The sequence below is a fragment of the Alteribacillus persepolensis genome (assembly GCF_900099605.1).
Taxonomy (GTDB): Bacteria; Bacillota; Bacilli; order Bacillales; family Marinococcaceae; genus Alteribacillus; species Alteribacillus persepolensis.
This window is the reverse complement of sequence record NZ_FNDK01000008.1, coordinates 17,648-30,225: the sequence shown is the minus strand read 5'-3', so window position 1 is coordinate 30,225 and position 12,578 is coordinate 17,648. Positions and strand designations below refer to the sequence as shown.

Sequence of the window (12,578 nt, the reverse complement as noted above, 5' to 3'; positions counted from 1 at the left end):
TACTTTCGTTAAAGCGCTGCTGATTTCCTGTTTGTTTTTTATAAAAATCCCTCTAAAAGCAAAAACTTTTCCATTTTTCCGTAATTGATAGTTATTGTATAACCTAGTATGATTATAATAGTGGTAGTTATACACAATGTTTAACATATACTCCTATTCTTAAGGACAATCATTCGCAGAGAGGAAGGAAAGTATGGAAAAAGGCAAAAAAGACTTGCGTATACGAAGTAAAGTAATTAGTGAAGGCGTAAATCGCGTGCCAAACCGCTCGATGCTTCGCGCTGTTGGTTTTGAAGATGAAGATTTTAAAAAGCCAATGGTTGGTGTTGCGAGTACATGGAGCGAAGTAACTCCTTGTAACGTACATATTGATAAGCTTGCTAGAGAAGCGAAGACAGGGGCTGCAGAAAATGGCGGTGCCCCGTTAATATTTAACACGATCACGGTTTCTGACGGTATTGCGATGGGACATGAGGGCATGAACTATTCCTTGCCGAGCCGTGAAATTATTGCTGATTCGATTGAAACCGTTGTGGGAGCTGAGCGCTTAGATGGATATGTAGCCATTGGCGGATGTGACAAAACAACACCAGGCTGTCTCATGGCAATCGGCCGCATGAACCTTCCATCTGTATATATTTATGGGGGCACCATTCAACCTGGTAAATTGAACGGTCAAGACATTGATATTGTGTCTTCCTTTGAAGCAGTAGGTCAACACCAGCAAGGTATTATTAATGATGAAGAATTACATGCTGTCGAATGTAATGCTTGCCCTGGTGCAGGAGCATGCGGCGGCATGTACACAGCAAATACGATGGCAGCTGCTGTGGAAGCGCTGGGCATGAGCATTCCTGGGTCCTCTTCTACTCCGGCTGTGTATGACTACAAAGAAGTCGAAGCGAAAGAAGCTGGAGCCTTAGTAACAGAATTATTGGAAAAGGAAATTTATCCGCGCGATATTATGACAAAGGAAGCATTTGAAAATGCGATTACTGTTGTTATGGCTCTTGGCGGATCAACGAATGCTTTCTTACACTTATTGGCCATCGCTCAATCTGCCGAAGTAGACTTAACATACGATGATTTTGAACGAATTCGCACAAACGTTCCGCATATTGCTGACTTAAAGCCAAGCGGCAAATATGTCATGCAAGATTTATACATGGCAGGCGGGGTGCCAGCTGTGATGAAAATGCTTCTTGAAGAAGGACTCCTTCATGGCGACTGCCTCACTGTTACTGGTAAAACTCTGGCGGAGAACTTAAAAGAAGCACCTAGCCTTAAAGAAGACCAAAACATTATTTATCCGCTCGACAATCCAATTAAACCAAATGGGCCGCTTGTTGTCTTGAAAGGGAACCTTGCACCAGAAGGCGCGGTTGCAAAAATGTCTGGACAAAAAATCAGCCGTTTTGAAGGTCAAGCGAAAGTGTATGACAGTGAAGCATCAGCAACCGAAGCAATCACAAATAATGAAATCGTCGAAGGCGATGTCCTCGTTATTCGCAATGTCGGTCCAAAAGGCGGACCGGGTATGCCAGAGATGCTGTCTATTACATCAATGATTGTCGGCAAAGGGCTTGGCGGAAAAGTTGCTCTTATTACAGATGGCCGTTTTTCCGGTGGTTCACACGGGTTTGTTATTGGCCACGTTGCTCCTGAAGCTGCAGCTGGCGGACCAATCGGCCTTTTACAAACAGGTGATTACGTTATTATCGACAGCGAAACCCAAGAAATTAATTTTGATATTACCGATGAAGAATTTGATAAGCGTGCTCGCGAGTGGCAAGAACCAGAGCTTCGTTATAAGTCTGGAGCGCTTGCCAAATATGCACGATTAGTCTCTTCTAGCGCAAAAGGTGCTGTCACAGACCGCTAAGCTAATCCAACAAAACCTAAGCCTTCCGCCATATATTATCGGTGGAAGGCTTTTCACTTTATTGTTAAACATAGTAGTCAAATGGCCGAATCCTTATAACGGGATCCGCCGTTTTTCTTATCTTTTCACTGCCCTGTAATGTAAAAAAGCCAGCAGTCATGCCTTCAATGGACAATGCTGCTGGCTGTTTATTATTCACTAATGGCTGCTTCTGCTTCTTGTACCATTTCAGAGACAGATACCAACCCGCCTCCAGATAAATACCAATAGTTTGGATTCAAATAAATAATGTTATCGTTTTGATACGCACTAGTGTCTTCTACAATGCTGTTTTCAATCACTTGCTCAGCAGATGTTTCTCCACCTACCACCTGCGTACGGTCAATCACAAACAAGTACTCCGGATCTTCTTTAGCAATGTATTCAAATGAAACGCTTTGACCATGTGTAGAAGCTTCGATATTTTCATCTGCTTCTTTAAAGCCGAATTCATCATGAATAATACCAAATCGGGACCCCTCTCCGTATGCACTAATTTTGCCGTCATTTGCTAACACAATCAGTGCTTCTTCATCCATGGCGGACGCTTCCTCATGCAATGCCGCAATATCCTCTTTAACTGACGCTAATTCTTCTTCTGCCTGCTCTTCTTTTTCAAATATTTCCGCTAACGTGTTCACATTTTCCTCAAAAGAAGCTAAGTAATTTTCGGTATCAACAGCTAAGTAAATCGTTGGAGCAATTTTGCTCAGCTCCTCATACGCATCTGATTGACGGCCGGAAATAATAATTAAACCCGGATTAATCTCAGCGATTTTTTCAAAGTCCGGTTCCTTTAAGCCCCCTGCGTTTTCATATTCGCTGCTTTCATATTTTTCGAGATAGGACGGAATGTTTGCCTGCGGAACCCCGGTTACATCCACTCCCAATGTATCAAGTGTATCAAGGCTGCCAAAGTCAAACACAACGACATCTTCTGGGTTTTTCTCGACAGTCGTCTCCCCTAACTCATGCTCTACGGTTACTGCTTCTTTTTCCTCTTCGTTTTCACTGCCTCCTGCACTCGCTTCTTCGTCCTCTTGACCGCATGCAGCCAACAATCCAATGCTTAAAACCCCAGCTCCCAACAAGTACAATGCTTTTTTCATCATTCATTCCCCCTCTATTTTCTTTTAAAAATATACACAAATTTTTCGTTGGTTGATGTGTTGAATGGTCATGTCTAAATCGTAAATGTCTTTCAATACTTGGCGATTGATAATTTCTTCTGTACTGCCTTCTTTTACGACCTTTCCATCTTTCATTGCGACAATGTAATCGGAATAACATGATGCAAAATTAATGTCATGAACGACGAGAACCACAGTCTTGCCAAGGTCGTCCACCAATTGACGCAGCACCTTCATAATTTGAACAGAATGTCTCATATCAAGATTATTTAATGGTTCATCCAGCAAAATGTACTCGGTGTTTTGCGCAATCACCATCGCGATAAAAGCACGCTGCCTCTGCCCGCCGCTCAATTGATCAAGAAAACGGTCCCTCAAATCATCTAATTCCATATAAGTGATGGCTTCATCGACATATTCCCAATCTTCTTCGGTCAAGTTTCCTTGCGAGTATGGAAAGCGCCCAAAGCTGACGAGATCTTGTACGGTTAATCGTATGTTGAGATAATTGGACTGTTTAAGAATCGCAATTTTTTTCGCCAGCTCTTTGCTTGATGTTGTTGATATATCTTGATTATCAACGAGTACTTCCCCGCTGTCTTTAGCAATAAGACGGCTGACCATCGACAGCAATGTACTTTTACCAGCCCCGTTCGGCCCAATAAATGACGTGATTTTTCCTTTTTCAATCGACACGGAGACATTGTCTACTACACGTTTAGATGCATATTGTTTAAACAGATTTTTCACCTTTACCATGACCGATTCTCCTTTAATAAAAGATATAAAAAGTAAACACCGCCAACGAAATTAATAATCACGCTTAATGTCGTTGAAAACGTAAAGACTCTTTCTACGATGAGCTGACCACTGATTAGCGCAACCACACTAATTAAAACGGAGCCTGCCAGAAGCGGTTTATGTCGATATGTTTTCAAAAACTCACGAGCCACATTGGCGACAAGCAGCCCCAAAAACGTAATGGGACCTACTAGTGCTGTAGAAATCGATATTAAAACAACAACTATGAGAAGCAGTCTTTTCACGACATAATCGTAATCGATTCCTAAATTTACGGCGTGATCTTTTCCTAATGACAATACATCTAAGTATTTCAGAAACGGAATTAAATAGAACAACACAATAACAAATCCCGCAATGGACAGCAGCAGCAGCTCGGTATGAATATTATTGAAACTGGCAAACATTTGGTCTTGCACGACTTGGAATTCATTGGGGTCAATAAGTACTTGCATAAACGATGACAAGCTTTCAAAAAATGTGCCAAATATAAAACCAATCAGCAGGAGAAAATAAATGTTACGGCCTTCTCCACGGAAAAGAAACGAGTACAATAAAAAGGCAAATCCCATCATAATCGTGACAGTAAGCAAAAAATTAATGTTTTTATCTACCATCGTTACAACTTGTGAACCAAATGCAAAAATGATTACAGTCTGGATCAGCATATATAATGCATCCAAGCCGATAATGCTCGGTGTTAAAATACGATTGTTTGTCAGTGTTTGAAAAATAACTGTTGCAATCGCAATTGCTGCTCCCGTCAATATGATTGCTATAACCTTTTTCGTTCTAAGCGGCAAAATATAATCCCAATTGCTTTCAATTCCCTGGAAAAGGAAAAGTCCTGTGAAAATTGCTGCTATAACTGTTAAAATGATTAGCTTAGCCTTATGACTCATAGGCTTTTCTCCTCAACAACAAGTAAATGAAAATTCCGCTTCCAATCACTCCGACTGTTAAACCAATCGAAATCTCATAAGGGTAAATAATAATTCTTCCTAGAATGTCACAAAATAAAACGAATACAGCGCCAAACAGCGCGGTGTGTGCCAAGCTCTTCTTCAGATGATCGCCCCTGAAAATCGTAACGATATTTGGAATAATCAGTCCTAAAAATGGAATCATTCCCACTGTTAATACGACAACAGATGTTACGAGTGCCACAATAATTAACCCAATATTGACAACATGTTTATAGTTCAGACCAAGATTCGTAGAGAAGTCTTCTCCCATTCCAGCTACTGTAAACCGGTCTGCAAACATATAAGCAATCACAAGAGCAGGCAAACTTATGTAAATGAGTTCGTATTGACCTGCAACAATCATAGAAAAATCTCCATGCAGCCACGATGTCATGTTTTGAATGAGATCGTTTTTATAGGCAAAAAACATAGTGATTGAACTGAGTATGTTACCAAACATCAACCCAACAAGCGGTATAAAAATTGGGTCTTTAAATTTGATTTTGTCTAACAGCTTCATAAACACAAGCGTACCCAGCAATGCGAACACAAATGATATCGCGGCTTTTGTAAGCGGCGACGCACTCGTAAATAATAAGAGCGACACGAGAATACCGAGCCTCGCCGCATCCAAGGTTCCAGCTGTTGTGGGCGATACAAACTTGTTACGGCTCAATTGCTGCATGATAATACCGCAAATACTCATGCTCGCCCCGGCTATGATGATACTCATGAGCCGTGGAACCCTGCTTGCCCATAACACTTGGGCTTGTTCCTCTGTCATTGTAAAAATATCTAACGGTGAAAGCTCTTGCACTCCAATAAACACGGAAGCAAAAGATAACACGAGAAGTGCTGTGAAAAGATACCTTTTTCTCATGATTTACCTTTCTCCAACCTGCACAGGAAATAATGAAATTCATTATCAATTTCATTGATAACGATTATCATTCTAGCATATTTACGACAATTGTCAAATCTTTCATACAAAAAAACAAAAAACATTCGGCTTGTTGTTGGTTACAACACAGCCGAATGGTATAACATTGCCCCATTTCCTTTACTGCAAAATCGGAATAATATTTATTATTGTTTTCTATGTTACAACGGGCTCCTTGCTCTCTTCTTTCTCCGAAGAAGGACGTATCGCTGCAAAGGTTATAATAACAGCTACTGCACTCAATCCAGCGAGTAAATAATAAATATAATTTGCGTTGTATTTCATTAATAACGCCGCAACAGGAGGCCCGGCAGCTACGCCGACAAAACGCATGCTGCTGTAAATAGACGTTATTGATCCTCTTTCTTCCTTTTTGATTCCTTCTGTAATCAAAGCATCTAAACAAGGTAAACTTGCTCCGATTCCAATCCCTGCAGCTGATAATAACGTTGTGAATAATAATAAGTTCATATCATCGCGAACAAAAAACAGAGAAATAGCAGCAGTCGCATTTCCTATTAAAATAAACCATCTCATACGGTTTTTATCTTCACCAATCATTTTTCCGCTTAAGAAAGAAGCAATACATAAAAATAACAGCGGAATCGCCAATACTAATCCTTTCATGTAACCGTTAATATGAAACGTATCTTCAAGCAGCGATGAAAAATGAAACAAAAACCCAAATAATACAAGCATAAGGATACCACCAATAAAAAAAACAGCCACAAGCCAACGCCCATTATGATGAAATGTCTCTTTTACTCCTTTAATAAATTGACGAAAGGACGGAACACCTTCTTGTCCATCTCTTTTGGGGGTCTTTACTAAAAACCAGACCAAGAGCACCGAAACCATGGAAAGAATCGGAATCGCAATAAACGGCATGTACCAAATAATTACAGCTAACAACGCTCCCAAAATGGGGCTCAACACTTTCCCCAAAGTATTGGCAGTTTCAATAATGCCAAGCCCTTGACTAACTTGTTTTTCCTCCTTAAACATATCTCCTACTGTCGGCAGCACAACCGGAAAAGCACCAGCCGCTCCAATTCCTTGTAAAAACCTTCCTATCATAATAACAATGTATGGATTATCCATCTGCCAAGCAGCATAGGCAGAAACAGCTCCACCTATTCCGACAATCAGAAGGCTTGGAATAATAACTTTTTTTCTGCCAATTTTATCTGATAAGTACCCTGAAATTGGAATTAATATAATGGCGACAATCGAATAAATGGAAATAATTAAGCTTGATTGAAATGCTGTTATTTCTATCTCTCTTTCCATTAATGGAAGCACCGGAATCAACATGGAATTCCCCAATGTCATCATTAAAGGGATTGACGCCAACGCAATTAAATCCCATCTTTTTTTATCCATTTTTTTCCTCCAAGTAGGATATGTTTTATAAATGTAGAATCACAAATGTATACAGTAGTATGCTTCGTTTACCATTTTTTTATCCAGCGCTTCTCAGTCAAAAACAGCTAATGAATTTTTTTAATACGTCCATAATAAGAACATCCAAAAAAAGAAAGGAGTGTTACGATGGCAGATAAAAATAGATGGTTAATTGCGCTGTCAGCTATTGCAATCCACTTATCGATTGGTTCGATTTATGCTTACAGCGTGTATCAAAACCCTTTGAATGAAGCATTGGGATGGGAGACGACTGATGTATCGCTTGCTTTTACTATCGCGATTTTTATTCTCGGGTTGTCTGCTGCATTTTTTGGAAAGTTTGTTGAAAGAAAAGGACCGCGTATATCAGCGATTATTGCTGCCATTTTGTTTGGTATAGGGACAGTCGGAGCAGGATTTGCTGTTGCTATGGGAAGCTATATTATGTTCCTTCTGTTTTTTGGGGTTATTGGCGGTTTTGGTTTAGGTTTTGGCTACATTGCTCCTGTATCTACCTTGGTCAAATGGTTCCCTGACCGCCGTGGACTGGCAACGGGAATGGCAGTGATGGGATTTGGTGCTGGAGCACTTGTGACCAGTCCAATTGCTAACATGTTAATGAGTGCTCTGTCCATTCCGATGACATTTTATATCCTTGGGATTTCTTACTTTCTTCTCATGTTACTTGGCGGATTATATATCGCCAAACCACCAGAAGGATGGACTCCTCACGGTAAAGAAGTTGAAGAAGAGGAGGACAAAGGCGGAGATTTAGCTTATTTGAAAGCAAATGAAGCAGCAAAAACATTACGCTTCTGGCTATTATGGGGTATGATGTTCATTAATATCTCTGCGGGGATTATGCTGTTATCCGTAGCCTCGCCAATGGCACAAGACATTACTGGAGCCACAGCTGCAACAGCTGCTTCTGTTGTTGGTATTATGGGTTTGTTTAACGGCGGCGGCCGGATTATATGGGCGTCTGCTTCAGACTATATTGGCAGAGCCAACACGTATTTAATTTTCTTCATCTTTCAAGTAGCAGCTTTCTTTTTGCTCCCTTATATTACCAACGTCATACTGTTTTCGATTATTTTGTTTCTCATTATCTCTTGTTACGGCGGCGGCTTTTCATGTTTACCAGCGTTCATTGGCGATTTGTTTGGTACCAAACAGCTCGGTGCAATTCATGGATATTTACTCACATCCTGGTCTCTTGCTGGTGTCGTCGGACCAATGATTGTGTCAGCAGTGTATGAAAACACTGGAAGTTATGTATTCACCTTTTTTGTTTTTGCTTTCTTACTACTTGCCGCGCTTGTCTTAGCAATCTTAATGAAGCGAAATATTGCAAAGATACGTGAAGAAAATAACAATACAGAAAAGGAAAAAGGCGGCGAACCAGAATTGTCACCTCAATAAAGACAACATTGTGTTCTTCTTTACAGAAAACTTTATAACCTGGAACCCCCCAACCCACTTTTGTCGTGAGATGGGGGGATTTACTATTCCTTTATTCCGGTTTTGCTGGAGAAGGGAATGTTCTGTCTTCTAAGCAGCTTTCACAAACGCTGAGCTTTTCATATGGTGAGGCATTTTCTTGCTGTTCTGTTCTTTGTCCGCATATTTCACAAACCTTTGCCACTTACATGTCCTCCCTTTGCATTGGCATGTCATCTGAGTCAATGTGATATCCACTGTCTTTCAGTGCTTGTTCAAAATCAATAAATGAAGCTGCATCTTCATCATAAGAAACAACGGCTTCTTGTTTATAGGGATTAATATCAACTTTTCGAATTCCCCATACATCGAGCAGCACTTCTTCAATGCGTTCCTTATCGCTGTGGCTCATCGTTTCAAAAGAAATGGTACGCGTCATAACCACCATCACTCACCGTCCTTCTTGTTGTCGATTAGTACCAAGCTCTTCTCCCATGCCGTTTAAAAACGCGGTTAAATATGAGAGGGCTGTCAACACGTGAGGGTCACGCATCAATTTAAACATTTTCCACATGCTGACCTCTTCTTGCTTTTCCGTTTCTTTTGCCATACGGTCTAGTCCATGAACAAGGCCATCCATCATTTTTTCCAGTTTTTCTGGCTCTAGCTTTCCAATAAACTCAATCGCATGGAATCCATTTTTTATGAGATGATGCATGCTCGGCTGGTTAACCTTCTCAATACTAATCGAACCGATTTGATCTCTCATCCGCAAAAATCCTTTTACCATGTCAAGCACTCCTGCTTTATTCAGCTCGTCTACAATGTCAAAAATTGTATCCAGTGATTGATGGTTTTCCGTCAGCTGATTAAGCAAATCCTGCTGGAGCTGGCGCTGTCTTTCTTCTTCGGTTTTCTTTTGCACATTAATTTGCGTGATCGCTTTTGCCATCTATAACATCCTCCCTCTCAACAACCTCTGGCACTGACGTAAAGTCATCTCGCTCCCATTTCTTCTCCACTTCTACGCCAATGTGGGGCTGCGGATTGCCAAAGCGGAAGTTTACAGATGGAAGTGGAGAGTCTCCATCTTTTTCCAACACATCCATTTTAACTTGCATTTCTTTATAGTTTGGTGTGTGTGTATCCTTATCATGATAACTGCTCGTTAATTTATTGACTGCTTGAATTTCTTCAATAGCATTCATTGGTAAATACAGCTCATTACCTTTCACGCGGTCTGTAACCAATACACGTACCTTCACTTTTCCATACGGAGAGGTCAGCCGTACTAAAGAACCTGTTTTGATATCACGCTCTTCAGCTAGTTCATGAGACACTTCCAGCCACGGGTTCGGTGCTTTGTGCATAATGCCTTCTGATTTTCTTGTCATGTTGCCCTCGTGGAATTGTTCTAACAAGCGGCCGTTATTTAAATGAAGATCATATTCTTCCCCAGCTTCATATGGTTCGCTCCAATCAACAGCAAACAGGCGGGCTTTGCCATCCGGGAAGCCAAACGACTCTTCATATAAAAGCGGGTAATCTTTTCCGTTTTCATCTACTGGCCAGCAAAGACTTTCCCATTCTTCTAAGCGTTTATAGCTGACACCTGCAAAAGCTGGTGCTAATTTTGCCGCTTCATCCATTACCTCGGCCGGACTTTCATAATGCCAATCAGCTCCGCATTTATTCGCTAATTCTTGGAAAATTTCCCAGTCCGGTTTGCAATTTCCAAGCGGGTCAAATACTTTATAAAAACGTTGAATACGCCGCTCCGTATTAGTAAACGTACCTTCTTTCTCTAAGCTTGGTGCAGCTGGCAGCACCACATCCGCAAACTGTGCTGTCTTAGAGAAGAAGATATCTTGAACGACAAAGAAATCAAGCTTTTCAAATGCTCCGTGCACGTAGTTGATGTTGGAGTCAACTAATGCCATTTCTTCACCGAATAAATACATGCCTTTGACTTGTCCATCATCGATAGCTTCGACGACCTGATGGTTATTTAACCCTGGTTCTTTTGGCAGTTCAACTTGCCACGCTTCTTCATAACGCTGACGTATTTCATCGTTTTCTACTGGCTCATAGCCGGGGAAGTAGTTTGGCATCGTACCGAAGTCACTAGCTCCTTGGACATTGTTATGGCCGCGGAGCGGATACGCACCAGTACCTTCTTTTCCAAAATTCCCCGTCACCAGCAGCAAGTTGGCGATGGCTGTACTTGTGTCTGTACCACCGATATGCTGAGTTACACCCATTGCCCACAAGATACAAGTTGTCTTCGCTTCATGAATCATTGTCGCAATCTCAATCAATTGATCTTTTGAAATACCCGTAATCTCTTCAGCGTACTCTAAGGTAAATTTCTCTAAAGACTGTTTATATTCCTCAACATTGTTAACACGACCTTTTAAAAATTCACTATCGTCCCAGCCTTGGTCAAACATATATTTTGTCACAGCGGAAATCCAGACAAGATCTGTTCCTGGATTTGGATGAATATGATAATCTGCTCGCTCCGCTAGTTCATTTTTCCGTAAATCAGCAACAATAAGTTTTTGATCGTGTAATTTATTCGCCCGCTTAATACGTGTCGCCAGTACAGGATGAGACTCTGATGGATTGGCACCAACTACAACAACCAGTTCAGCATTTGCGATATCTTTGATTGTACCGGAGTCGCCTCCGATACCAACCGTGCGCATCAAGCCGGCAGATGCTGGTGTTTGGCAATACCGGGAACAGTTATCTACATTATTTGTTTGAAACACCGAACGTGCCAGCTTTTGAAACAAGTAATTTTCTTCATTCGTACATTTAGACGAAGCAACAAATCCAAGCGCATCCACTCCATGTTGTTCCTTTATGCCAAGAAACTTTTCAGCAATTAAAGAGAGTGCTTCATCCCACGTTGCTTCAACAAACGTATCATCTTTTCGAATCAACGGAGTGGTTAAGCGTTCTTCACTATTTACGAAATCCCAGCCGAATTTCCCTTTGACACACGTAGAAATACCATTAGCAGGAGCATCTGGCTGCGGTTGTATTTTTAAAATATCTCTGTCTTTGCTCCACACTTCAAAGCTGCAACCAACACCGCAGTACGTACAAACCGTTTTTGTACGGTCAATTCGGTCTTCCCGCATCGATGCTTCAATATTTGAAATGGTAAAGATGCCTTGATATCCCGGTTCTACTTCTTTTGTTAAATCAATCATTGGCTCTAAAATATTTTTCGGCATGCTTGTCATGTAACCGGCTTCACCGAGCATCGTTTTTTCCATTAATGCATTACATGGGCAAACTGTTACACAATGGCCGCATGATACACAAGACGATTCATCAATTGGCACATCATTATCCCAAATAACACGGGGCTCTTCTCTTTCCCAATCAATGCTTAATACTTCACTTACTTGTAAATCTTGACAAGCTTCTACACAAAGGCCGCACAGAATACATTGGTCTGGTTCGTATCGATAGTTAGGATGCGAGTTGTCCGCCGCATATGGCTTCGAGGTAAATTCATATTTTTGGTGATCTACTTGTAAGTATTCTGCTGTGTTGTGTACTTCACAGTTACCATTGTTGTTATCACAAACTGTGCAGTAGAGTTCGTGATTTTTTAAGATTTGGGACATTCCTTCTAATTGTGCTGCTTTGGCTTTGTCTGATTCAGAACTTACTTTCATGTCAGGTTCGATTTCTGTCGTACATGAACGCTTCAGTTCTCCATCTACTTCGACATAACAAGTGTCACATGTTTTAATAACGCCTACACCAAGATCTGGCTGAGACGAACAAATACCGGGCATAAAAATTCCTTTATCCCGGCAAGCTTCAAAAATGGTACGTCCAGGTGCGGCTTCAATGTCTTCGTTGTTAAATTGAAACGTAATGTTCTTTTCTTCCATCCCTACCACCTGCAATATTTTGACTTTATGATTAGTTATTTACAAATGGCTGACATTCTA

Annotated in this window: 11 protein-coding genes; 2 read left to right on the top strand and 9 right to left on the bottom strand. The window is 41.0% G+C overall.

Features of this window, described 5'->3' with window-relative positions; all coding sequences use genetic code 11:
- Positions 1-193 precede the first annotated feature (193 nt).
- Positions 194-1,882 (top strand): dihydroxy-acid dehydratase, encoded by a 1,689-nt coding sequence (ilvD, locus tag BLT18_RS08085; protein ID WP_091272871.1) that lies wholly within the window; start codon positions 194-196, stop codon positions 1,880-1,882.
- Between the two features lie 64 nt (positions 1,883-1,946).
- Here the strand turns inward: ilvD and BLT18_RS18660 are convergent, their stop codons facing one another.
- The 6 genes from BLT18_RS18660 to BLT18_RS08060 all read right to left on the bottom strand — a co-directional run bounded on the left by BLT18_RS18660 (position 1,947) and on the right by BLT18_RS08060 (position 7,140).
- A complete protein-coding gene (locus BLT18_RS18660) occupies positions 1,947-2,081 on the bottom strand; it encodes a hypothetical protein (protein ID WP_281242348.1) in 135 nt (44 codons plus the stop codon).
- Complete coding sequence (locus BLT18_RS08080; RefSeq protein WP_091272869.1) at positions 2,074-3,030, bottom strand: siderophore ABC transporter substrate-binding protein; 957 nt, start codon at positions 3,028-3,030, stop codon at positions 2,074-2,076. The genes BLT18_RS18660 and BLT18_RS08080 overlap by 8 nt, the downstream gene beginning before the upstream one ends.
- A 24-nt stretch (positions 3,031-3,054) precedes the next feature.
- Positions 3,055-3,810 carry an iron ABC transporter ATP-binding protein gene (locus BLT18_RS08075; protein WP_091272868.1) on the bottom strand — a complete coding sequence of 252 codons (756 nt, stop codon included), beginning with the start codon at positions 3,808-3,810 and terminating at the stop codon, positions 3,055-3,057.
- The gene (locus tag BLT18_RS08070; RefSeq protein WP_091272866.1) at positions 3,804-4,754 is read right to left on the bottom strand and encodes an iron chelate uptake ABC transporter family permease subunit; all 951 of its coding nucleotides are present in this window, start codon (positions 4,752-4,754) and stop codon (positions 3,804-3,806) included. Before BLT18_RS08070 ends, BLT18_RS08075 begins: the two co-directional genes overlap by 7 nt.
- On the bottom strand, positions 4,744-5,697 hold the full coding sequence (locus BLT18_RS08065) for an ABC transporter permease (RefSeq protein ID WP_091272865.1): 954 nt from the start codon (positions 5,695-5,697) through the stop codon (positions 4,744-4,746). The genes BLT18_RS08070 and BLT18_RS08065 overlap by 11 nt, the downstream gene beginning before the upstream one ends.
- 216 nt (positions 5,698-5,913) lie before the next feature.
- Complete coding sequence (locus BLT18_RS08060; protein WP_091272863.1) at positions 5,914-7,140, bottom strand: MFS transporter; 1,227 nt, start codon at positions 7,138-7,140, stop codon at positions 5,914-5,916.
- A 168-nt stretch (positions 7,141-7,308) separates the two neighbouring features.
- Between BLT18_RS08060 and BLT18_RS08055 the strand changes: the two genes are divergently transcribed.
- Complete coding sequence (locus tag BLT18_RS08055; protein ID WP_091272862.1) at positions 7,309-8,583, top strand: L-lactate MFS transporter; 1,275 nt, start codon at positions 7,309-7,311, stop codon at positions 8,581-8,583.
- 223 nt (positions 8,584-8,806) lie between these two features.
- Here BLT18_RS08055 and BLT18_RS08050 read toward each other — a convergent pair whose 3' ends face one another.
- From BLT18_RS08050 to fdhF, 3 genes are read right to left on the bottom strand one after another with little or no spacing between them, the layout of a single operon-like run.
- The gene (locus BLT18_RS08050) at positions 8,807-9,049 is read right to left on the bottom strand and encodes a heavy-metal-associated domain-containing protein (RefSeq protein ID WP_139184721.1); all 243 of its coding nucleotides are present in this window, start codon (positions 9,047-9,049) and stop codon (positions 8,807-8,809) included.
- 3 nt (positions 9,050-9,052) lie between these two features.
- Positions 9,053-9,553, bottom strand: coding sequence for a DUF1641 domain-containing protein (locus BLT18_RS08045; RefSeq protein ID WP_091272857.1), 501 nt, complete (start codon positions 9,551-9,553; stop codon positions 9,053-9,055).
- On the bottom strand, positions 9,528-12,518 hold the full coding sequence (fdhF, locus tag BLT18_RS08040; protein ID WP_091272856.1) for a formate dehydrogenase subunit alpha: 2,991 nt from the start codon (positions 12,516-12,518) through the stop codon (positions 9,528-9,530). Before fdhF ends, BLT18_RS08045 begins: the two co-directional genes overlap by 26 nt.
- Positions 12,519-12,578: the final 60 nt, after the last annotated feature.